At 59.3% G+C, this 20,464-nt stretch carries 22 protein-coding genes and 1 tRNA gene; 11 read left to right on the top strand and 12 right to left on the bottom strand.

Annotated elements, in window-relative coordinates:
- Positions 1-2 precede the first annotated feature (2 nt).
- The 3 genes from KGB21_RS02735 to KGB21_RS02725 all read right to left on the bottom strand — a co-directional run bounded on the left by KGB21_RS02735 (position 3) and on the right by KGB21_RS02725 (position 2,545).
- Positions 3-419 carry a hypothetical protein gene (locus tag KGB21_RS02735; protein WP_034148654.1) on the bottom strand — a complete coding sequence of 139 codons (417 nt, stop codon included), beginning with the start codon at positions 417-419 and terminating at the stop codon, positions 3-5.
- A gap of 36 nt (positions 420-455) precedes the next feature.
- Positions 456-1,421 (bottom strand): alpha/beta fold hydrolase, encoded by a 966-nt coding sequence (locus KGB21_RS02730; protein WP_223503450.1) that lies wholly within the window; start codon positions 1,419-1,421, stop codon positions 456-458.
- Positions 1,422-1,492: 71 nt separating this feature from the next.
- Positions 1,493-2,545: a YhcG family protein gene (locus KGB21_RS02725; RefSeq protein WP_223503448.1), complete on the bottom strand. Its 1,053-nt coding sequence runs from the start codon at positions 2,543-2,545 to the stop codon at positions 1,493-1,495.
- Between the two features lie 261 nt (positions 2,546-2,806).
- Here KGB21_RS02725 and KGB21_RS02720 point away from each other — a divergent pair, with 261 nt between their 5' ends.
- The gene (locus tag KGB21_RS02720) at positions 2,807-3,256 is read left to right on the top strand and encodes a hypothetical protein (protein WP_034148655.1); all 450 of its coding nucleotides are present in this window, start codon (positions 2,807-2,809) and stop codon (positions 3,254-3,256) included.
- 83 nt (positions 3,257-3,339) lie between these two features.
- Here the strand turns inward: KGB21_RS02720 and KGB21_RS02715 are convergent.
- From KGB21_RS02715 to KGB21_RS02695, 5 genes are all read right to left on the bottom strand, one after another.
- Positions 3,340-3,415, bottom strand: a tRNA-Phe gene (locus tag KGB21_RS02715).
- Between the two features lie 103 nt (positions 3,416-3,518).
- Positions 3,519-3,791, bottom strand: coding sequence for an oxidative damage protection protein (locus tag KGB21_RS02710; protein WP_003220737.1), 273 nt, complete (start codon positions 3,789-3,791; stop codon positions 3,519-3,521).
- Positions 3,788-4,855 carry an A/G-specific adenine glycosylase gene (mutY, locus tag KGB21_RS02705; RefSeq protein ID WP_223503446.1) on the bottom strand — a complete coding sequence of 356 codons (1,068 nt, stop codon included), beginning with the start codon at positions 4,853-4,855 and terminating at the stop codon, positions 3,788-3,790. The genes KGB21_RS02710 and mutY overlap by 4 nt, the downstream gene beginning before the upstream one ends.
- Complete coding sequence (locus tag KGB21_RS02700) at positions 4,852-7,080, bottom strand: AsmA family protein (RefSeq protein WP_223503444.1); 2,229 nt, start codon at positions 7,078-7,080, stop codon at positions 4,852-4,854. The genes mutY and KGB21_RS02700 overlap by 4 nt, the downstream gene beginning before the upstream one ends.
- 78 nt (positions 7,081-7,158) lie before the next feature.
- Entirely contained in the window at positions 7,159-7,563 is a 405-nt protein-coding gene (locus tag KGB21_RS02695; RefSeq protein ID WP_034148544.1) for an acetyl-CoA sensor PanZ family protein, read from the bottom strand.
- Between the two features lie 334 nt (positions 7,564-7,897).
- Here KGB21_RS02695 and KGB21_RS02690 point away from each other — a divergent pair, with 334 nt between their 5' ends.
- The 7 genes from KGB21_RS02690 (at position 7,898) to KGB21_RS02660 (ending at position 13,708) form a co-directional block, all read left to right on the top strand.
- Positions 7,898-9,559, top strand: a complete 1,662-nt coding sequence (locus KGB21_RS02690; RefSeq protein ID WP_034148545.1) for an OFA family MFS transporter — start codon at positions 7,898-7,900, stop codon at positions 9,557-9,559.
- A 265-nt stretch (positions 9,560-9,824) separates the two neighbouring features.
- Complete coding sequence (hisB, locus tag KGB21_RS02685) at positions 9,825-10,418, top strand: imidazoleglycerol-phosphate dehydratase HisB (RefSeq protein WP_007939452.1); 594 nt, start codon at positions 9,825-9,827, stop codon at positions 10,416-10,418.
- Complete coding sequence (gene hisH / locus KGB21_RS02680; protein WP_008080553.1) at positions 10,418-11,056, top strand: imidazole glycerol phosphate synthase subunit HisH; 639 nt, start codon at positions 10,418-10,420, stop codon at positions 11,054-11,056. Before hisB ends, hisH begins: the two co-directional genes overlap by 1 nt.
- Complete coding sequence (locus KGB21_RS02675; protein WP_020795737.1) at positions 11,057-11,314, top strand: DUF2164 domain-containing protein; 258 nt, start codon at positions 11,057-11,059, stop codon at positions 11,312-11,314.
- A 42-nt stretch (positions 11,315-11,356) separates the two neighbouring features.
- On the top strand, positions 11,357-12,094 hold the full coding sequence (gene hisA / locus KGB21_RS02670) for a 1-(5-phosphoribosyl)-5-[(5-phosphoribosylamino)methylideneamino]imidazole-4-carboxamide isomerase (RefSeq protein ID WP_015093076.1): 738 nt from the start codon (positions 11,357-11,359) through the stop codon (positions 12,092-12,094).
- Between the two features lie 9 nt (positions 12,095-12,103).
- On the top strand, positions 12,104-12,874 hold the full coding sequence (gene hisF / locus KGB21_RS02665; protein WP_034148546.1) for an imidazole glycerol phosphate synthase subunit HisF: 771 nt from the start codon (positions 12,104-12,106) through the stop codon (positions 12,872-12,874).
- A gap of 78 nt (positions 12,875-12,952) precedes the next feature.
- Positions 12,953-13,708, top strand: a complete 756-nt coding sequence (locus KGB21_RS02660) for a substrate-binding periplasmic protein (RefSeq protein ID WP_034148547.1) — start codon at positions 12,953-12,955, stop codon at positions 13,706-13,708.
- Between the two features lie 106 nt (positions 13,709-13,814).
- Here KGB21_RS02660 and KGB21_RS02655 read toward each other — a convergent pair whose 3' ends face one another.
- From KGB21_RS02655 to gpmI, 4 genes are all read right to left on the bottom strand, one after another.
- On the bottom strand, positions 13,815-14,591 hold the full coding sequence (locus KGB21_RS02655; protein WP_034148548.1) for a divergent polysaccharide deacetylase family protein: 777 nt from the start codon (positions 14,589-14,591) through the stop codon (positions 13,815-13,817).
- Positions 14,592-14,593: 2 nt separating this feature from the next.
- Positions 14,594-15,913 carry a S41 family peptidase gene (locus KGB21_RS02650; RefSeq protein ID WP_034148549.1) on the bottom strand — a complete coding sequence of 440 codons (1,320 nt, stop codon included), beginning with the start codon at positions 15,911-15,913 and terminating at the stop codon, positions 14,594-14,596.
- Positions 15,914-15,945: 32 nt separating this feature from the next.
- Complete coding sequence (locus KGB21_RS02645; RefSeq protein WP_034148550.1) at positions 15,946-17,238, bottom strand: murein hydrolase activator EnvC family protein; 1,293 nt, start codon at positions 17,236-17,238, stop codon at positions 15,946-15,948.
- 252 nt (positions 17,239-17,490) lie between these two features.
- Positions 17,491-19,020, bottom strand: a complete 1,530-nt coding sequence (gene gpmI / locus KGB21_RS02640) for a 2,3-bisphosphoglycerate-independent phosphoglycerate mutase (RefSeq protein ID WP_034148551.1) — start codon at positions 19,018-19,020, stop codon at positions 17,491-17,493.
- Between the two features lie 154 nt (positions 19,021-19,174).
- Here gpmI and KGB21_RS02635 point away from each other — a divergent pair, with 154 nt between their 5' ends.
- From KGB21_RS02635 to secB, 3 genes are read left to right on the top strand one after another with little or no spacing between them, the layout of a single operon-like run.
- A complete protein-coding gene (locus KGB21_RS02635) occupies positions 19,175-19,588 on the top strand; it encodes a rhodanese-like domain-containing protein (protein ID WP_034148552.1) in 414 nt (137 codons plus the stop codon).
- 1 nt (position 19,589) lies between these two features.
- Complete coding sequence (gene grxC, locus KGB21_RS02630) at positions 19,590-19,844, top strand: glutaredoxin 3 (RefSeq protein WP_007939440.1); 255 nt, start codon at positions 19,590-19,592, stop codon at positions 19,842-19,844.
- A 43-nt stretch (positions 19,845-19,887) separates the two neighbouring features.
- Positions 19,888-20,373, top strand: a complete 486-nt coding sequence (gene secB, locus KGB21_RS02625; protein ID WP_034148553.1) for a protein-export chaperone SecB — start codon at positions 19,888-19,890, stop codon at positions 20,371-20,373.
- Positions 20,374-20,464: the final 91 nt, after the last annotated feature.

Here is a 20,464-nt window from a genome sequence, read left to right as displayed (position 1 = left end):
ACTCAGTTCGGTTTCTGTTGGGTTTGCGCGGCGATAGCGTCGGACGCCGCCACGTAGTCAGCCTGGAAGGCGGGGGATTCGATCCACGCCAAGGCGCCGGCTTCGTCGGTCTCGGTGGACCATTGGCGATACTCGATCAGCGCAGCGAGGATGAAGTCCATCGCGCCTTCTTCGCCTTCCTGCTCGTAGACCAGTTCCAGCAGCGGGTCTTCGAGGAAAGCCGTGCACAGGGCTTGCTGGCTGATTTTTTCGGCGTCGATCATTTTCTTGAACAATTCGGTCAGGTCCACCGACTCGAAATCAATGCGATCGTCATTCGGATCCAGCTCGACCGGCGCGGCAGCGCGTTGGGTGCGGTTCTGCTTGGCCTTGGCCTTTGCGCGAGTGGCGCGTTTCTGCTGCTTGTTGGCGGAGGCCATGGGCGTCATTCCGTAATTCGTTGAAAGGGCAGAGGGCTAGCTGCGAGGCACTGTCCGCCCGGGTGTGTCGGGGGGCAGTTCGCCGGTTTGCAGCCAGGACAATGCAATGGGCCATAGTGTGGCTTGGTATGCGCTGCGAAAAAAGGCGAAATGTCCGACTTCTTGTTCTCCGATGTCTTCGGGGGCAATGCGCAGGTGAGTGTTTGTGCTGCCGGTGAAGTAGCCGAGCAGGCGTTCGATGGCAGGGATTGTGCCGTAGGGATCGTCGCTGATGCTGATCGCGAGGGTTTTTGCGGTGACGCTGGCGAAGGGCAGGCGATCGTTGATTACGCGGCCACTTGGGCGAGTTTCGTAGCGGGCCGTGGGCGTGCTCCAATCGCGCACCACGCCCGCGGGCGTGTCTTCCAGCCAGCCGAGGCGTTTGCCGGGAAAGTAACCGCACATCATCGTCACCAAAGGCATTACCACATGCCACTTGCCAAACATCCGCCAGCGATGGGCGGGCGCATAGTCGCGCCAATAAGCGAATTGAGCGCCAACGGTCACCAAGCGCCGGATCATATCTCCCGAGGCTCCCAGTCCCGCTGCACAGCCGCCAAAGCTGTGTCCGACCACATCGACAGGCTGACCGGGGAATTCTCGCTGTGCGCGCTTGAGCATGGCCTCGAAGTCCAGCGCGCCCCAGTCTGTCCATGAAGCCCGAAGCCCTTTGATCGAGGCCGGACGCGATTCGCCGATACCTCGGTAGTCATAAGTGATGACATCGAAGCCGTTGGCGAACAGATAATCGGCGAAGCGTGAGTAATGCCGGCAGCGGACCGAGGTGGCGGCGTTGATGACGACGACGGGCCGAGTGGAGTCCTGGGCCGCGTGCCTCCATGTGAAACCACCGAGTGCGAAGCCATCCGCGGCGGGCTCCTTGAAGGATTCGCCAAGGGCATCTGCCGTCAACGGCAACTCGATTTGAGTGGAGGCCAGTGGTGGTGTTTCCTGCAAATTCATCGGCGCCGTTCCTTTGCGGATAGCTGCCAACGATAGTCTTCGAGTTGCAGATGAACAATCCACCGGAACCATCACTGATTTTGATTGAGCCGTTCTTCCAGTACCGCCCGCTCTCGATCCAGCTCCGCACGCAACTCTTCTTCGCTGGGCAGTACTAGCTGGTATTTGCTGGCAAACAATTGTTCGTTGCCCTCCAGCACCGAGTAACGCACCACGGACTCATCCTTTTGTGCGCAGAGAATGATGCCGACAGTGGGGCCGTCTTCCACGCCGCGTTTGAGGTCGTCGTACATGCGCACGTACATATCCATCTGGTCCACATCCTGATGGGTCAGCTCACCGCGTTTGATATCGAAGATGACGAAGCACTTGAGCAGGTAGTTGTAGAACACCAGATCGATGTAGAAGTCCTTGCTGTCAGTGCTGATGCGCTGCTGGCGAGCGATGAAGGCAAAGCCTTTGCCCCGTTCGAGCAGGAAGCCCTGGAGCTGCTCGATCAGAGCTTGTTCGATCTCACTTTCCTGAAGTCTGCCCGCGTGGGGCAAGCCAAGAAACTCCGCCACCACCGGATCACGAATTAAGTCCCGAGGGCTGCCCTTCATTTGCTGAATATTGACCGCGGCCTCTTGCTTGACGGCGCAGCGGTCGCGGCTAGCCAACAGGCGTTCGTAGTAGAGCGTGTTGATCTGGCGTTCCAGTGCCCGGCTTGACCAGTTCTGGCTGGCTGACTCGTTCATGTACCAGAGGCGAGCGCTTGCGTTGTCGACTCTCAACAGTCTGCGGTAGTGGGTCCAGCTCAATTCGTGACGCAGTGCGTCACGAATGGGGAAGGCTTGATAGAAAAGGCGCATGTAGCGAAGGTTGGAGGCATCAAAGCCCTTGCCAAACTCCGCTGTCAGCGCCGTTGCCAGAGTCGACAGCAGTTGTTTCCCGTAACCCGCCCGCCGAGCCCCTTCCTGCTCGAACTCAACGATATGCCGACCGATTTGCCAGCAGGTTTGCACTTGAATGGTATCGACTGCACGCAACACTTTCCGGCGTGCCTGGCGGATCAATTCGCCGGGATTGCCAAGCAGTGAATTGATTTGTGGGTCTTGGGTGTCACCGGGTTTCAGCGCGCTCATGAAGACTTCCGCATCGGTTTGATCAGGCAGAAGAGAATGGCAAAAGGGCTTGGGGCAAAGATGCAGGGCGACGCTGAGAAATCGGCCAGAAATACCGGGTTCGCTTGCAGGACGGAGCTGACACCGGGTCAGATCCTGGGAGTGCCTCATGTAGTACGTTTCGTACTCAACCCAAGGTTGAATCAATCTAAAACACAACCCTTCAGCAGCCAATCAAACGTAGGTAACGAATGGGTTCTAAAGAGCCCGGGAGTCACCATCATGAAATTCTTCCATTCACTGATGTTGCCCATCACCGCCTTCAGCGTGCTGATGTTTCCAGCTGTGTTGCCTGCCGCCAGCCTTGAGCCCATCGACAGTTCGGCCGTGCAGGTTCAACGGCAGGAGCAGAACGGGATTACTTACCTGTCCGGCGGTATAGGTGAGGATGAGTCAAAGGCCATCCAGCAGACCACTGGCTATAACCTGCACATGACGTTCTCTGTCGGGGCAGGGAATGAATACATTCCTGATGTGAGCGTAGTTATCCAGAAAGCCCAAGGTCAGACCGTGCTGACGCTGAATGAAGCTGGTCCACTGGTGTATGTGAAATTGCCTGCCGGCAAATACATTGTCGTCGCGACACGCAATGGTGAGGAGCGGCGTGACACTGCGGATGTTAGCAGCGGCGCTGCTCGCAATTTGGTCTTCCATTGGAATGGTGACAGTTAGGGAGCGGCGAGTCGCCAAGCCTGCTTCCATTTCCGGCAGGCATAAAAAAACCCTGAATCTTGCGATTCAGGGTTTTCGGTATTTGGTGCCCAGAGACGGAATCGAACCGCCGACACGGGGATTTTCAATCCCCTGCTCTACCGACTGAGCTATCTGGGCAACGGGGCGCATTAAACGGGTTTTTCAGGGGGTCGTCAAGCAAGTTTTCAAAAAATATTTAATTATTACCGTCGCTTACGATCCGACCCCCGATTTTACGGGCTTACTCGGCAGGCGGAACGTAGCCTTCGGCCTTGGCGTAATCCTCGCCGGAGAAGTACTTGTCCATCTCGCCCTGAAGATATTTGCGATCTTCAGCGTTCATCATGTTCAGGCGTTTTTCGTTGATCAGCAGCGTCTGGTGCTTTTGCCAGTCAGCCCAGGCCTTGGCCGAGACGTGGTCAAAAATGTCCTGACCTTTGGCGCCCGGGAATGGAGCGCGCTCCAGGGCGGGCAATTCTTCTTTGTACTTGCGGCACATGATGGTGCGGGTCATGACGACTCTCCTGCGTTCAATACGGCGGCCGCGCGTTCGAGCAAGGTTTTGACCGGGGCAGCAAGGCCCAGGCGCGGCGGGGTGGCGAGGTTATACCAGAGCCAGTCGGCCTCGGCCACGTGATGGCTGGCCTCCTGGACCTGAACCAGCCAGGGTTCGATGGACAACTGAAAATGGCTGAAAGTGTGAATCAGGTTCGGCAGTGCCTGTTGGTCGCCCAGCTCCAGCGAGTGTTGCGAGGCGAGGTGTTGCAGGTCGTCGAGGTCGTCGAGTTCCGGCAAGCTCCACAAACCGCCCCACAGACCCGTGGAAGGGCGACGGTAAAGCAGAATCGCGCCGTCACCGTTGGCGAGCAACGGCATCAGCGTGCGTTTCTGTGGCACGGCTTTGCGCGGTTTGGGAATCGGGTAGCGTGTCTCCAGGCCGAGCATGTGCGCTTCGCAGCCCTTTTCCAGCGGGCAGAGCAGGCAGCTCGGTTTGCTGCGGGTGCAGAGCGTGGCGCCCAGATCCATCATCGCCTGGGTGTAGGCGTTGACCCGATCATGCGGCGTAAAGCGCTCAGCGTTGGCCCAGAGCTGTTTGGCCACCTTCGGCTCCCCCGGATAACCCTCTTGCGCGGTAAATCGCGCCAGCACGCGTTTGACGTTGCCGTCGAGGATCGGCGCGCGCAGGCCCATGCTGATGCTGGCAATGGCCCCGGCGGTGGACAGGCCGATACCCGGCAAGTCGGTAAGTTTTTCCACATCAGGGGGAAATTCACCGCCGTACTGCTCGACGACGATCTTCGCTGTCTTCTGCAAATTGCGCGCGCGGGTGTAGTAACCCAGGCCGGTCCACAGGTGCAGCACTTCATCTTCCGGCGCGGCGGCCAGGGCTTCGACTGTCGGCAACGAAGCCATGAAACGGTCGAAGTAATTCAGCACGGTGCTGACCTGGGTTTGCTGCAACATGATTTCCGAGACCCACACCCGATACGGGTTGATGTCCTGCTGCCAGGGCAAATCGTGCCGGCCGTGGCGGTCGAACCATTCCAGCACCGCCGTTGAAAACTGCTCGGCTCTCATCGCTTGAACAGCCCCTTGAGTGCATCTTTCAATTCCGGGCTGACCTTGTCGCCCAGCTTCTCGTCGATTTTCTCGCTGATGCGCTCGCCCGCCAGTTTGCTCGCCACCTGACCCATGCGTTCGTTATCGAGGCGGCATGCCTTGGCACCCAGTTCCAGCGGTCCACGACAACGCAGCGGCCACTCTATGCCGACAAACTTCTCGCCAACCTGGCAAGCCGGGTCCGGCATGGCGCTGGTATCGCCTTCGACAACGATGCCCACGCGGTAGTCCATGCCCAGCACACGCAGGTCGACATCGCCGTCACCTTTGACGGTCATGCCCGGGATGCGCACCTTCAGGTCCGGGTTGCTGGCCACGCCGTTGCGGAACGTCAGGTTGCCCTTGAGCTCCTCGAACGGTGTGTCCTTGCCCCGTGGCTCGCCGCTAAGGGTTTTGCGGTTGAGCGTGGCGATGCCTTTGCACAGCTGTTGTTCGAGGTTGGCGTTGAGCAGTACGCCATTGTTGATGACGAAACTGGTGGTGCCGTTGAGGGTTTCGATCAGCGCTTTCTGGCTGTTGCCGTTGCCGGTTACGTTGCTATTGAGCGTGACCAGACCTTTGACCGGGGGATTCTTGCCCTGGCTTTCGAGGATTTTTTCTACCGGTACGCGGCTGATTTTCGTCTGCAAGTTCAGCGCGGGCACTGGCTGGCGCACATCGAGGGTGCCGGAGGCTTCGAAATTGCCGGCGTACAGATCGCCGCGCAGGTTTGCCAAAGTCAGCAGTCCGCCCTGGCCGTTGGCCTTGAGCGTTGCGTTTTGAATCGGCAGTTTTTCCAGGGTCAGTTGGCCAAAGGTCAGGTCGGCGTCAACGTCCAGTTTGCTCAGGCGCTCCACCGGCAGCAGGCGCTCGTTGCTCCATGCGTCTTTGGTCGGTGCTTGCGGCAACGGCGTACTGCCGGCGCCGGCCATGGCATCGGCTTCGGTGCTGGCGACTTCGGCCTGACGCACTTGTGTTGCGCTGTTGGCTTCGGCCGATTTCGGCGGCAGGTAACGGTCGACGTTGAAGGTGTCGGCCTTGAGATTTGCCCGCAAGGATGGCTTGGCGAAGTCTTCGACGGCGATGCGGCCGCTGAAGGTGCTGTCGTCGACTTTCAGATTGATGTCATCCAGCACTACGCTGGTCGGCGTCCCCGCGAGGCGTGTGGCCAGTTCGACTTTGCTCAGGCTGCCTTCAGCCATGGCCGGGAGTTTCTGGCCGATGCTGTCGACGAATTTCGCCAAATCGAATTGCGCGATGGAAATTCCGCCGCTGATCTGTGGCGTCTTGTCGAGGTCGTTGACTTTCAGTTCACCCAGCGCGCGCAGTTGGTTGGCGGAAATTTTGATGCCGGTCCATTCGGCAACGTTGGCGGCGCGGTCCAGCAGCAATTGACCCTGAGCGGCGAAGGTCATGGTTTTGCCTTGCAGCGGATCGCCGGCGACTTCACCGGACAACTTCATGTCTTCGAGTTTGTAACGCTGCAACGCGCGTTCGAAACGCACTTCACCATTCAGTTCGGTACGGACTCGCAGAACCGGCTGGTTGGTGCCCAGGAACGCGGTGAGTTTGACCGGGATGTTGGTGGAATCATGCACCGGGCCGGTGCTCAGCTGGATGCTTTCGGCGCTGAACTGCTTGCCGGTCTTCTCGTCGTTGTATTCAACGCGGGCGTTGTTGACGGTCAGGCTGTCGATGTCCAGGCGAATCGGCTGGGCCGGTTTTTCCACCTGGACGGTGGTTTGCGATGCAGGTTCGCCAGGCGTGGCGGGAGGCGTGCCAGCGGGGCTGGCAGCGACCGGCACCTTGCCGATGTCTTCCCAGTTGCCGTGGCCGTCCTTGTCACGGTTCAGGCGCAGATTCAGACCTTCGACGCGTACATCGCTCATCTGCACTTCGCGGCGCAGCAGCGGCAGCACGCGCACCGACAAGCCCAGCATCTGCAAATCAGCGAACGGCTCGGTGGGTTTGGCCAGGGTCGCAACACCGGCATCGTGCAATTCCAGGCCCAGCCACGGGAACAGGCTCCAGCCGATATCGCCATTGAGCGTCAGCTCGATGTGGGCCTTGTCGCGGGCAATCTGGCGGATCTCGTCTTTGTAGTCGTTGGGATCGAAGAGGTGGGTCAGGGCAAAGCCCAGCGCCACAATGATCAGCAACAGCCCGAGAAGTACCAGACCCAGGATTTTGCCGAACGCTTTCATGGGCGAGTCCTTGTAATTAGTCGAATTCGAAATTTAGCCGAGGAGTATAGCGCTCCAGAACGGACGACCGGTCGGCGATCACGCTGACTCTGTATCCAGCGGAATGTGCAGCTTGGCCGCCAATGCCTGTGCTTCCAAGTGTCCGGCGGGTGCCAGCAGGCGCAAGATGGCGCCCGATTGTGCGGCCATTCTTTGTGCTTCGTGCACCAGTCGCTCGGCAACGCCACGACGACGGGTGATTTTTCGTACGCATATTTGAGACAAATGCCAGACGTCAGCGTGCCGTTGCAGGCGTGCCGCGCCCAGTAGCCGATCATTGAAGCGCCCGGCGATCAGCGAGCCATCACGCAGGCAGTCTTCGATCAGATGTTCATCTCCGGTAAATGGGCTGAACAGCCAATCCGGAGCGTCGCGGTAAATCTTCTGGAGGTCTTGTTGGTCCTGAGGAGTGATTTGTTGCAACGACTCGACAATGATCGGCATGGTGGTTCCTGTGAAGTTGTACACACGCTCTGTAGGGGCTGCCGAAGGCTGCGATCCTTTGATCTTTTGTAACCAGAAGCAAAATCAAAAGATCGCAGCCTTCGGCAGCTCCTACAGGTAACGAGATCGGATAACGTACAAAACGTGATATCAGTTTGGTTTTTCTGTCACGTGCAAATGGTAACCTTCGCCCGTTCGTCCGTCCTTCTGCGACGTGATGCCGCACCAAAATGGAGCTTTACCCGGAATAACACAGTCATGCCTGCGTTGCATTTAAGGCTGGGGGTAAAGAGTGGCTGGCTGGCGAACCATACTAATAATTGGGGGATAAACAATGACCACGAGTATCACGGCGGACGGCTATGCCGACCAGCCCTCGTTCCTGTCCAAGGAGCGAATCATCGCCAAGCCCGGTTTTAACCGTTGGCTGGTGCCACCGGCCGCTCTGGCCATCCACCTGTGCATCGGCATGGCTTACGGCTTCTCGGTGTTCTGGCTGCCACTGTCCAAGGCGCTGGGCGTTACCAAGGCGGTGACTTGCGCGCCGGACATGAGCTTCATCGCTCAAGTCTTCTCGTCGCAATGCGACTGGCCGATTTCGATGCTCGGCTGGATCTACACCCTGTTCTTCATCTTCCTCGGTTGCTCGGCAGCGATCTGGGGCGGCTGGCTGGAACACGCCGGGCCGCGCAAGGCTGGCGTTGTATCGGCGCTGTGCTGGTGTGGCGGTCTGCTGATTTCGGCGTTGGGTATCTATACCCACCAGATCTGGCTGATGTGGATCGGCTCCGGGGTTATTGGTGGTATCGGCCTGGGCCTGGGCTACATCTCGCCGGTGTCGACCCTGATCAAGTGGTTCCCGGACAAGCGCGGCATGGCGACCGGCATGGCGATCATGGGCTTCGGCGGTGGTGCGATGGTTGGTGCACCGTTGGCGACAGCGCTGATGAGCCACTTCGGTTCGCCAGAAGGCGTTGGCGTATGGCAGAGCTTCGTGGCGATGGCGGCGATCTACTTCGTGTTCATGATCGGTGGCGCGCTGTCTTATCGCGTTCCGCCAACCGGCTGGAAGCCTGAAGGCTGGACCGCTCCGGCGAAAAAAGCTGCGAACGCGATGATCACTCACCGTCACGTGCACGTGAACGTGGCGTGGAAAACCCCGCAGTTCCGCCTGGTATGGCTGGTGCTGTGCCTGAACGTATCGGCCGGTATCGGCATCCTCGGCATGGCTTCGCCGCTGTTGCAGGAAGTGTTTGGCGGCAAGTTGCTGGGCACGGACCAGGCGTTCGGTCAGCTGGACGCCGGGCAATTGGCTTCTATCGCGGCCATCGCTGCCGGTTTCACCGGTTTGCTGAGCCTGTTCAACATCGGTGGCCGCTTCTTCTGGGCCTCGTTCTCGGACTACCTGGGTCGCAAAAACACCTACTTCGTGTTCTTCGCCCTGGGCTTTGCCCTGTATGGACTGATTCCAAACTTGGGTCATCTGGGCAGCGTCGCGCTGTTCGTGGCGGCGTTCTGCATCATTCTGTCGATGTACGGCGGTGGTTTCGCGACGGTTCCGGCGTACCTGGCGGACCTGTTCGGTACGCAAATGGTCGGCGCGATTCACGGTCGTCTGCTGACGGCGTGGGCAGCGGCGGGCGTGTTGGGTCCGGTGCTGGTGAACTACCTGCGTGAATATCAGCTGAGCATCGGCGTTGAGCGTGCGGCAGCTTACGACATCACCTTGTACATCCTTGCCGGCCTGCTGGTGCTGGGTTTCATTTGCAACCTGCTGGTGCGTCCGGTGGCTGACAAGTACTTCATGACCGACGCTGAACTGGCTGCCGAACAGGCGCTGGGTCACGACAAGGGTGCTGACGCCAGCACGTCGCTGGAGTGGAAAGCTGCGCCGGGCACCAAACCTCTGGCGCTTGCTGCCTGGCTGGCGGTGGGTATTCCTTTGGCGTGGGGTGTGTGGGTGACCCTGCAGAAGACGGCAGTACTGTTCCACTAACACCGACCTCCTGTAGGAGCCGGCTTGCTGGCGATGAACGATCACGCGGTATGCTTGCAAAACCGCGGCGTCTGGATCGCCAGCAAGTCGGCTCCTACGGGGTTAAAAGCCGTGCGTTCGCAATGAGCGCCGACTTGTACTGACATGTACAGCCCCGACAGCACGGGTTTCTGTCCGTCAGCGATATCACCTCCCGTGTTTCTGTTTCGCGCCCGCGCCCCTATAATGGTTGCCTTTTTCGCCCAATGATTTTGCGGAGCTGGTGATGGCCGAACGTATGGCGTCTGTCGAGCGCGACACTCTGGAAACCCAGATCAAAGCCTCGATCAACCTTGATGGCACCGGAAAGGCCCGATTCGATATCGGTGTTCCTTTTCTTGAGCACATGCTGGACCAGATCGCCCGCCACGGGCTGATCGACCTGGATATTGTCAGCAAGGGCGACCTGCATATCGATGACCACCATACCGTGGAAGACGTCGGTATCACCCTCGGCCAGGCCTTCACCAAAGCCATCGGCGACAAGAAAGGCATCCGTCGCTACGGTCACGCCTACGTGCCGCTCGATGAGGCGCTGTCGCGCGTGGTGATCGACTTCTCCGGCCGTCCAGGCCTGCAGATGCACGTTCCGTACACCCGCGCCACCGTCGGCGGTTTCGACGTTGACCTGTTCCAGGAGTTCTTCCAGGGCTTCGTCAACCACGCCAACGTCACCCTGCACATCGACAACCTGCGTGGGCACAACACTCACCACCAGATCGAAACCGTGTTCAAGGCTTTCGGCCGCGCCCTGCGCATGGCCGTTGAGCTCGATGACCGCATGGCCGGGCAAATGCCATCGACCAAGGGCGTTCTGTAATGCAGACAGTCGCGGTAATCGATTACGGCATGGGCAACCTGCACTCGGTGGCCAAGGCCCTCGAGCACGTCGGTGCCGGCAAGGTCCTGATCACCAGCGATGCCAACGTGATTCGCGAAGCCGACCGGGTGGTTTTCCCCGGTGTCGGTGCGATTCGCGATTGCATGGCGGAGATCCGTCGTCTCGGTTTCGATTCGCTGGTGCGTGAAGTCAGCCAGGACCGTCCGTTCCTTGGCATCTGTGTCGGCATGCAAGCCTTGCTCGACACCAGTGAAGAGAACGATGGCGTTGATTGCATCGGCCTGTTCCCGGGCGCGGTGAAGTTCTTCGGCAAAGACCTGCATGAAGACGGCGAACACCTGAAAGTGCCGCACATGGGCTGGAACGAAGTGAAGCAGAAGGTCAGTCACCCGCTGTGGCACGACATTCCGGACATGGCGCGTTTCTACTTCGTGCACAGCTACTACATCGCCGCCGCCAATGCGCGTCAGGTGGTGGGTGGCGGTCACTACGGTGTCGATTTCGCTGCGGCGCTGGCCGATGGCTCGCGTTTCGCCGTGCAGTTCCACCCGGAGAAAAGCCATACCCATGGCCTGCAATTGCTGCAGAACTTCGCTGCGTGGGATGGTCGCTGGTAAATGGCCGTCAAGAAGAAGCCGCCGATCCTGACCCTCACTCCCGAGCAGGAGAGCGAGGCCAATCACAAGATCAAGCGCTTCATGGAGGATCGCTTCGAACTGGACCTGGGTTCGTTCGAAGCGGCCGAAATCCTTGAGTTGTTTACCCGCGAAATTGCTCCGCACTATTACAACAGGGCGATTTTCGATGTGCAGGCGCACCTCAAAGAGAGGTTCGAAAGCATCGAAAGCGACCTGTGGGCGCTCGAGAAAAACTGATTTCCGAGCCAAGCTGAACATTCGAATTTGAAGGTTTGCCAGATGCTGATTATTCCCGCTATCGATCTTAAAGACGGTGCCTGTGTTCGTCTGCGCCAGGGCCGCATGGAAGATTCCACGGTGTTCTCCGATGACCCGGTGAGCATGGCTGCCAAGTGGGTGGAGGGTGGTTGCCGCCGTCTGCATCTGGTCGACCTGAACGGCGCCTTCGAAGGCCAGCCGGTCAACGGCGAAGTGGTCACCGCCATCGCCAAGCGCTACCCGAACCTGCCGATCCAGATCGGCGGCGGTATCCGCTCCCTGGAAACCATCGAGCACTACGTCAAGGCTGGCGTGAGCTACGTGATCATCGGCACCAAAGCTGTTAAAGATCCGGCCTTCGTCGCTGAAGCCTGCCGTGCGTTCCCGGGCAAAGTGATTGTTGGCCTGGATGCCAAGGACGGTTTCGTCGCAACCGACGGCTGGGCTGAAATCAGCACCATCCAGGTGATCGACCTGGCCAAGCAATTTGAAGCCGACGGCGTGTCCGCGATCGTTTATACCGATATCGCCAAAGACGGCATGATGCAGGGCTGCAACGTGCCGTTCACCGCCGCGCTGGCCGCCGCCACATCGATCCCGGTGATCGCTTCCGGTGGCATCCACAACCTGGGTGACATCAAGACCCTGCTTGACGCCAAGGCGCCAGGCATCATCGGCGCAATCACCGGCCGGGCGATCTACGAAGGCACCCTCGACGTCGCTGAAGCGCAAGCTTTCTGCGATTCGTACAAAGGCTGAGGACTGACCATGGCGCTGGCCAAACGCATCATCCCTTGCCTGGACGTGGACAACGGCCGGGTGGTCAAGGGTGTGAAATTCGAAAACATTCGCGACGCCGGTGACCCGGTGGAAATCGCTCGTCGTTACGACGAGCAGGGTGCCGACGAGATTACCTTTCTCGACATCACCGCCAGCGTCGATGGCCGCGACACCACGTTGCACACCGTCGAGCGCATGGCCAGCCAGGTGTTCATTCCGCTGACCGTGGGTGGTGGCGTGCGTACCGTGCAAGACATTCGCAACCTGCTGAACGCTGGCGCGGACAAGGTCTCGATCAACACCGCAGCGGTGTTCAATCCGGAGTTCGTCGGCGAAGCCGCACAGCATTTCGGCTCGCAGTGCATCGTTGTTGCCATCGATGCGAAGAAGGTCTCCGCTCCGGGCGAAACCCCGCGCTGGGAAATCTTCACCCACGGTGGCCGCAAGCCGACCGGGCTCGATGCCGTTGAGTGGGCGAAGAAGATGGAAGGCCTGGGTGCCGGCGAAATCCTCCTGACCAGCATGGATCAGGACGGCATGAAGAACGGCTTCGACCTCGGCGTCACCCGCGCCATCAGCGATGCCTTGAGCATTCCGGTGATCGCCTCCGGCGGCGTCGGCAATCTTCAGCACTTGGCTGACGGCATTCTCGAAGGTCACGCCAGCGCGGTATTGGCGGCGAGTATTTTCCACTTCGGCGAATACACCGTTCAGGAAGCCAAGGCGTATATGGCCCATCGCGGAATCGTGATGCGTTAAACAAACCGATGCAGGCCAGTAGACATCATGGCGGGCTCAAGGCACTCTTGGGTACGCCATGGATTTCGGTAGCCAGACATGCTTAAACGCCTTCTTCTAGCCCTCGCCAGCACTTCCCTGTTGTTTATCAGCACAGCGCAAGCTGCAGACAGTCCCGACACCGACATTGTGTTGCTGACGGAAAACTTCCCGCCGTACAACATGGCGAAGAATGGAAAGAATTTCGCCCAGGGCGAGAACATCGATGGCATTGCTACGGACATCGTTCGTGAAATATTCAAGCGTACCGACATTACCTATAGCCTGACCCTGCGCTTTCCTTGGGAGCGAGTGTACAAACTCGCCCTGGAAAACCCCGGTTACGGCGCGTTCGTGATGGCGCGGTTGCCCGACCGAGAGAAACTCTTCAAGTGGGTCGGGCCGATCGGTCCGGACGACTGGATCATGCTGGCCAAGGCTGACAGCAAAATCACCCTCGAAACCCTGGATGACGCGCGAAAGTACAAGATCGGTGCGTACAAGGGTGACGCCATTGCCATGACCCTGGCCAAGCAGGGCTTGAAGCCGGTGGTGGTGCTGCGCGATCAGGACAATGCGAAGAAACTGGTCAACGGGCAGATTGACCTGTGGGCCACCGGCGATCCGGCCGGGCGCTATCTGGCGCGTCAGGAAGGCGTGAGCGGGCTCAAGACCGTTTTGCGCTTTAACAGCGCCGAGCTGTACCTGGCACTGAACAAGGATGTGCCGGACGAAACGGTTGCCAGACTTCAGGCAGCGCTGGATCAGTTGCGCAAGGAAGGCAAGGTCGACGAGATCATGGCGCGGTATTTGTAATCCCTGTAGGAGCTGGCTTGCCAGCGATGGCGGCCGAAAGGGCAATGCAAATCTCGAGGCCGCATCGCCAGCAAGCCGGCTCCTACAGTGATCGGCGACGAGCCAATCAGCGGTAAACGCCATCCTTTCCATGCGCTGCCATCGCCCGATTACCGCGCACGCTGACCATCTGCTTGATATCGATCCACTCAATCCCCTGTGCCTTCAACTTTGGCAACTCACGCTCCAGCACCGCCAGCGTCTGCGGATACGGATGCCCGATCATCACCGCCGAACCCTGCTTGTGCGCCAGGCTGATCGCTGTCCGTAACTGCGTGAAGATTGCTGCTTCCGTGCGCTCGTCATCCAGAAACACATCCCGCGAAACGCTCGCCAAACCAATCTTCTGTGCTTCTGCGGCGGCGACAGTCTGTGCGCTGGTGCGGCTGTCCAGGAAGATTTTGTGTCGACTTTGCAGATTCGCCATCAACCAGGCCATCGCCGGTTGCTGGGCGGTCATGCGACTGCCCATGTGATTATTGATGCCTGCGGTGTAGGGCACCGCTTTGAAAGCCGCGTCGAGGCGCTTCTCAAGTTCTCCGAGGGGCAACTCGGGATGCCAGGCGAACGGTCCGGTGGCCGGGTCCATGGGCATGTGCAGGATGACGATTTTGCCGGCGCGATGGGCTTCGCGGGCGAACTCGGTGGCGTGGGGCGTGTCGGGCATGATCGCCGCCGTCACTGGGCCGGGCAGCGCCAATACACGGCGATCCCGGGGCAGGCTTTGCCCAAGGTCATCGATGATTAGCGTCAGATAGGCCTTGTGAGGCGTCGACCCGGCGGATTCTGCGTGAGCAGTACCCGCCAGGCAGCACAACAGGATGAGGATTAAGCGCAGACCCATTCTCAACGGCCGGAGGTGATGCTCAGCCCTTTGAGCAGGCTCAGGGCCTGGGCCAATTGGTAGTCGTCATCCTGCGGCATAGGCTTGGCTTTGCCGCTGGAGCCGGTTGGTTTGTCGGCGCCACCGTTGCCATTGCCGAGGTGACCTTGCAGGTCGGCTTCCTTGAAGTATTCGCCGTCCTGCTCGCTGGTGATCTTGGCCTTGCGCACTTCGATGTCCGGGACGATGCCCTGGGCCTGGATCGAGCGGCCGTTCGGCGTGAAATACAGCGCCGTGGTGATTTTCAGGGCGCGGTCATTGTTCAGTGGCAACACGGTTTGTACCGAGCCTTTACCGAAACTGGTGGTGCCCATGACCACTGCACGTTTCTGATCCTGCAAGGCGCCCGCGACAATTTCCGACGCCGAGGCGCTGCCACCATTGATCAGCACGACCATTGGCACGGCTTCGCTTTCATCCTTGCCGGTGGCGTTGAAGCGCAGCTCGGAGTTGGCGATTCGGCCCTTGGTGTAAACGATCAGGCCTTTGGTGATGAAGTGGTCGACCACTTCAACTGCCGATTGCAGCACGCCACCCGGGTTGTTGCGCAGGTCGAGGATGATGCCTTTGAGCTTCTTGCCGTTGTCTTTGCGCAATTTGGCCAAGGCCTTGGAGACCTCTTCGCCGGTCTTGACCTGGAACTGGGTGATGCGGATGTAGCCGTAGCCGGACTCCAGCAACTGGCTCTTCACGCTCTTCACTTGAATGATCGCGCGGGCCAGTGTCACGTCGAACGGTGTGCCACCGTCGCGGACCAGGGTCAGGGTGATTTTTTCGCCGATCTTGCCGCGCATCTTGTCCACGGCTTCGGTCATGGTCTGGCCACGGGTTGGCTGACCGTTGATCTTGACGATGAAGTCGCCGGCCTGAATGCCAGCCTTGGATGCCGGGGTGTCGTCGATTGGCGACACCACTTTGATGAATCCGTCTTCGGCGCCGACTTCGATGCCCAGGCCACCGAATTCGCCGCTGGTGCTTTCCTGCAATTCAGCGAAGTCTTCCGGGCCGAGGTAGGCGGAGTGCGGGTCAAGGTTGCTGAGCATGCCTTTGATGGCATTTTCCAGCAGGGTTTTATCGTCTACCGGCTCGACATACGCCGCTTTGATCCGATCCATGACCTCGGCAAAGGTGCGCAACTCTTCCAGCGGCAATGGCGCCTTGGTGGTTGCAGCAGTGCCCGCAGGCGCGACTGCCGGGGCCGGTTGAGCGGCGAACGCCAACGGCGCGCCGATCACCAGGGCAATCGTCAGGGCGAGCGAGGTAAGGCGGGACAAATGCAGCATGTCGAACGAACTCCTGAATGTAGGCAGCGCGCTTATCCTTGCGCGCGACACCATTGTGCCGGGTCACTCGGGTGACCCTGCTGACGAATCGCGAAATACAGAGCCGGTGTGTCCTGGCCACCACTGCTACCGACAGTGGAAATGGACTCACCGGCTTTAACCACGTCACCCGCAGACTTGAGCAGTGTCTGGTTGTGACCGTAAAGACTCAAAAAACCGTTGCCGTGATCGAGGATCACCAGCAGCCCCGCGCCGCGCAACCAGTCGGCGAACACCACGCGCCCGCCATGCACCGCATGCACGGTGCTACCAGCGGAAGCACCGATCATCACGCCGTCCCATTTGGTCCGGGCGTCGTCGCCACGGCTTTCGCCGAAGCGCGCCAACAGTCGACCATCGACAGGCCATGGAAGTTTGCCGCGAGTTGACGCAAATGCACCGCCAAAGGTTTCGCCGGAGCTTGAAACCAATGCGCCAGGTGTTGATTTAACCGGTTTGCGTGGGGCGTCAGTCTCATCTGCTTGAGCCTGGGCCTCACGTAAACGCTTTTTTTCGGCTTCCTGCTGGGCGATCAGCGCTTTTTGCCGCGCTTCTTCTGCCTCACGAGCCTGGCGAGCCAGGGTTTCTTCAATGGTTTTAAGGACTTTAGACAGGTCTGCCTGATCCTGCTCGCGGGCTGCCAGTTTCTGGTCGCGCGCTTTCACGTCGTCGTTGAGCTTGGCCAGAACTTGCTGGCGCTCCTGGCGAACTTTCTCGAGTTCGCCACGCTGGGATTCGAGGCTGCTTTGCTGCACCAGCAATTGCGCTTGCTGCATGGCGATGTCTTTTTCGACATTGGCCAATTGGCGCAGGGTTTCGTTGAAATTCTTCAGCTGCTCCAGGCGGGCCTGGCTCAGGTAGTCGTAATAGGTGAGGGTGCGGGCAAATTTTTCGGGGTTCTGCTGGTTGAGCAGCAGCTTCAGGTATTCCTGACGACCGTTCTGATAGGCCGCCCGGGCCTGGATGGCGATCAGTCGTTGCTGTTCAGTGCGCGCGCTCTGGAGTTTTTTTTTCTCTGCATCGAGCCGCTGCAGCTCGGATTCGCTCTTCTTCAGCTCTTTTTGCAGGGCATCGACCTGCTTCTCGAGCTTGCCCATTTCGGTCTCGGTGCCTTTGAGATCCTTCTGCACCCCGGATTTTTCTTCCTGGAGCTTGCCCAGCAGCTTTTTCAGCTCGGCAATGTCCTGACGCGTAGCGTCCAACTGTTGTTGGGTTTGCGTGCGCTCGTCAGCGAAGGCCGGTTGGAGCAGGCAAGTCAGGGCGAGGGCTATCAGGACGCGGAGCATAGAGGCGGGCGGCACCAGGGAAAGGGACGGCCTAGTATGCCCGCCATGCGCAGCAAAAAAAATGCCCATTTCTGACTGTGTGATAACTGGAACAAGATGCTGGGAGATTTAATCTTTAAAACCACCACAAACACTGTAGGAGCTGGCTTGCCAGCGATGGCGGATGATCAGTCAGCATAGATGCTGACTGTCAAATTGCTATCGCTGGCAAGCCAGCTCCTACAAGGGTATTTCAGTGCTTGTGCGGCCGGGTTAAACCAGAATCGAAGTCCCGGTCATTTCCGCCGGCTGTTCCAGGCCCAGCAGCTTCAGCATGGTCGGCGCTACGTCCGCCAGAACGCCACCTTCACGGACCTTCAGGTCGCGCTTGCCGACATAGATGAACGGCACTGGCTCTGTGGTGTGCGCGGTGTGCGCCTGGCCAGTGGATGCGTCGGACATTTGCTCGACGTTGCCGTGGTCGGCGGTGATCAGCGCTTCGCCACCGACTTTTTCCAGCGCCTCGACGATACGACCGACGCACTGGTCCAGGCATTCAACGGCTTTCACCGCCGCGTCGAACACGCCACTGTGGCCAACCATGTCGCCGTTGGCGTAGTTGACCACGATCACGTCGTAACGCTGGTTTTCGATGGCGTCGACGATACGGTCGGTGACTTCCGGTGCACTCATTTCCGGCTGCAAGTCGTAAGTGGCGACTTTCGGCGACGGGATCAGGATGCGCTCTTCGCCCGGGAACGGTTCTTCGCGACCGCCGGAGAAGAAGAAGGTCACGTGGGCGTACTTCTCGGTTTCAGCGATGCGCAGCTGGGTCTTGCCGTTTTTCGCCAGGTAATCGCCCAGCACGTTTTCCAGGCTGCCGGCGGCGAAGGCCGATGGCGCGGGAATGCTGGCGGCGTATTGGGTCAGCATGACGAAACCAGCCAGTTTCGGCTGGCGGGTGCGTTCGAATTCCTTGAAGTCGTCTTCGACGAATACACGGGTCAGTTCACGGGCGCGGTCGGCGCGGAAGTTCATGAACACCACGGCATCGCCGTCTTCGACTTTTACCGGCTCACCGATGGAGGTGGCTTTGACGAATTCGTCGCTCTCGCCACGCTCGTAAGCGGCTTGCAGGCCTTCCTGAGCGGTGGCGGCGTTGAATTCGCCATTGCCGTCGACGATCAGGTTGTAGGCCTGGGATACACGGTCCCAACGGTTGTCGCGGTCCATCGCGAAATAACGGCCGATGAGGCTGGCGATGCGACCTTTGCCCAATGCCTGGAACGTGGCGTCCAGCAGCTCGATCGACGATTGCGCGCTTTTCGGCGGGGTGTCGCGGCCGTCGAGGAAGGCGTGCAGGTAGATTTTTTCGGCGCCACGCTTGGCAGCCAGTTCGGCCATGGCGACCAGGTGATCCTGGTGGCTGTGCACGCCGCCATCGGACAGCAGGCCCATGAAGTGCACGGCTTTGCCGGCAGCAACGGCTTTATCCACTGCGGCGCAGATGGTCGGGTTCTCGAAAAACTCGCCGTCGCGGATCGATTTGGTCACGCGAGTGAAGTCTTGATACACCACGCGACCGGCGCCGAGGTTCATGTGGCCGACTTCGGAGTTGCCCATCTGGCCATCCGGCAAGCCGACGTCCATGCCACTGCCCGAAATCAGGCCGTTGGGCACGGTGGCCCACAAGCGGTCCAGTACGGGCTTCTTCGCGGCAAAGATCGCGTTGGATTCGGGGTTATCGCTGTGACCGAAGCCGTCGAGAATCATCAGGACCAAAGGTTTAGGCGTGGTAGTCATGGAATCCACTCGTGGCTGAGGTAAAAAGGAGTAATGGAAAAAGGGAGTCGCAGTTTAATGCGAAGTTCCGGCCACGTCACCGCCGGACGGGGTTTGGCCCACCCTAGGGGCTGTGTATACTGGCCGACATTTTAACGCCCTGGAACCTCCTTCGATGGTTGCTCACCTGATTGAATTTGCCACTAACCACTACATTCTCGTCGGTATCTTCGTCGTACTGCTGGCCGCGCTGATCGCCTATCAGATGCAAGGTGGCGGCCGTAGCCTGAGCACGGGCGAACTGACTGGCCTGGTCAACAAAGACGCAGGCGTGGTAATCGACATTCGTCCGACCAAGGACTTCGCCGCCGGTCACATTGTTGGCGCGTTGAACATTCCTCACGACAAACTGGCCGCACGCGTTGGCGAGCTGGAAAAGCACAAGGCCAAGACCATCATCCTGGTCGACGCCATGGGCCAGACCGCCGGCACTCACGCCCGTGAGCTGGTGAAGGCTGGCTTCACTGCCGCCAAGCTGTCCGGTGGTGTGTCCAGCTGGAAAGCCGACAACCTGCCGCTGGTGAAGTGATATGAACAACGTCGTCGTCTATTCCAGCGATTACTGCCCTTACTGCTCGCGAGCCAAGTACCTGCTCGAGAACAAAGGCGTGGCCTTCGAAGAGATCAAGGTCGATGGCAAGCCGCAGGTGCGTGCCGCAATGGCTCAGAAAGCCGGACGCACGTCCGTGCCGCAGATCTGGATCGGCAGCACCCACGTGGGTGGTTGTGATGATTTGTTTGCCCTGGAGCGCGCCGGCAAGCTCGACGCGATGCTCAAGGCCTGAACTCCGTACCCTATAAAAGACCCAAGATCAGAAAGGATCTGAGATGACTGACCAACAGAACACTGCAGCTAGCGAAGAAGAAACCGCACCGCAATTCTCCTTGCAGCGCATCTACGTACGTGACTTGTCCTTTGAAGCCCCGAAAAGCCCGGCGATCTTCCGCCAGCAGTGGGAGCCGAGCGTCGGTCTGGATCTGAACACTCGTCAAAAGGCTCTGGAAAACGATTTCCACGAAGTCGTCCTGACCCTGTCGGTGACCGTGAAGAACGGCGACGAAGTGGCCTTCATCGCTGAGGTGCAACAGGCCGGTATCTTCCTGATCAAGAACCTCGACGACGCTTCGATGAGCCACACCCTCGGCGCGTTCTGCCCGAACATCCTGTTCCCGTACGCTCGTGAAGCGCTGGACAGCCTGGTGACCCGTGGCTCGTTCCCGGCCCTGATGCTGGCACCGGTGAATTTCGACGCCCTGTACGCGCAAGAGCTGCAACGCATGCAAGCGGCGGGCGAGACTCCGACCGTGCAATAAAAGCTTCGTTTGCTCCATGAAAAAAGCGCCGTAACAGGCGCTTTTTTTATGGACTGCTCCGCATCCTCCTGTAGGAGCTGCCGCAGGCTGC

This window comes from Pseudomonas sp. GL-RE-29 (assembly GCF_019947275.1).
Taxonomy (GTDB): domain Bacteria; phylum Pseudomonadota; class Gammaproteobacteria; order Pseudomonadales; family Pseudomonadaceae; genus Aquipseudomonas; species Aquipseudomonas fluorescens_A.
The sequence above is the reverse complement of the archived record's forward strand: the minus strand, read 5'-3'. Positions and strand labels throughout refer to the sequence as shown.

Bases quoted from the DNA above. Each gene is read 5' to 3' on its own strand.
- KGB21_RS02735 (WP_034148654.1), bottom strand. From the start codon at position 419: ATGGCCTCCGCCAACAAGCAGCAGAAACGCGCCACTCGCGCAAAGGCC.
- KGB21_RS02730 (WP_223503450.1), bottom strand. From the start codon at position 1,421: ATGAATTTGCAGGAAACACCACCACTGGCCTCCACTCAAATCGAGTTG.
- KGB21_RS02725 (WP_223503448.1), bottom strand. From the start codon at position 2,545: ATGAGCGCGCTGAAACCCGGTGACACCCAAGACCCACAAATCAATTCA.
- KGB21_RS02720 (WP_034148655.1), top strand. From the start codon at position 2,807: ATGAAATTCTTCCATTCACTGATGTTGCCCATCACCGCCTTCAGCGTG.
- KGB21_RS02710 (WP_003220737.1), bottom strand. From the start codon at position 3,791: ATGACCCGCACCATCATGTGCCGCAAGTACAAAGAAGAATTGCCCGCC.
- mutY (WP_223503446.1), bottom strand. From the start codon at position 4,855: ATGAGAGCCGAGCAGTTTTCAACGGCGGTGCTGGAATGGTTCGACCGC.
- KGB21_RS02700 (WP_223503444.1), bottom strand. From the start codon at position 7,080: ATGAAAGCGTTCGGCAAAATCCTGGGTCTGGTACTTCTCGGGCTGTTG.
- KGB21_RS02695 (WP_034148544.1), bottom strand. From the start codon at position 7,563: ATGCCGATCATTGTCGAGTCGTTGCAACAAATCACTCCTCAGGACCAA.
- KGB21_RS02690 (WP_034148545.1), top strand. From the start codon at position 7,898: ATGACCACGAGTATCACGGCGGACGGCTATGCCGACCAGCCCTCGTTC.
- hisB (WP_007939452.1), top strand. From the start codon at position 9,825: ATGGCCGAACGTATGGCGTCTGTCGAGCGCGACACTCTGGAAACCCAG.
- hisH (WP_008080553.1), top strand. From the start codon at position 10,418: ATGCAGACAGTCGCGGTAATCGATTACGGCATGGGCAACCTGCACTCG.
- KGB21_RS02675 (WP_020795737.1), top strand. From the start codon at position 11,057: ATGGCCGTCAAGAAGAAGCCGCCGATCCTGACCCTCACTCCCGAGCAG.
- hisA (WP_015093076.1), top strand. From the start codon at position 11,357: ATGCTGATTATTCCCGCTATCGATCTTAAAGACGGTGCCTGTGTTCGT.
- hisF (WP_034148546.1), top strand. From the start codon at position 12,104: ATGGCGCTGGCCAAACGCATCATCCCTTGCCTGGACGTGGACAACGGC.
- KGB21_RS02660 (WP_034148547.1), top strand. From the start codon at position 12,953: ATGCTTAAACGCCTTCTTCTAGCCCTCGCCAGCACTTCCCTGTTGTTT.
- KGB21_RS02655 (WP_034148548.1), bottom strand. From the start codon at position 14,591: ATGGGTCTGCGCTTAATCCTCATCCTGTTGTGCTGCCTGGCGGGTACT.
- KGB21_RS02650 (WP_034148549.1), bottom strand. From the start codon at position 15,913: ATGCTGCATTTGTCCCGCCTTACCTCGCTCGCCCTGACGATTGCCCTG.
- KGB21_RS02645 (WP_034148550.1), bottom strand. From the start codon at position 17,238: ATGCTCCGCGTCCTGATAGCCCTCGCCCTGACTTGCCTGCTCCAACCG.
- gpmI (WP_034148551.1), bottom strand. From the start codon at position 19,020: ATGACTACCACGCCTAAACCTTTGGTCCTGATGATTCTCGACGGCTTC.
- KGB21_RS02635 (WP_034148552.1), top strand. From the start codon at position 19,175: ATGGTTGCTCACCTGATTGAATTTGCCACTAACCACTACATTCTCGTC.
- grxC (WP_007939440.1), top strand. From the start codon at position 19,590: ATGAACAACGTCGTCGTCTATTCCAGCGATTACTGCCCTTACTGCTCG.
- secB (WP_034148553.1), top strand. From the start codon at position 19,888: ATGACTGACCAACAGAACACTGCAGCTAGCGAAGAAGAAACCGCACCG.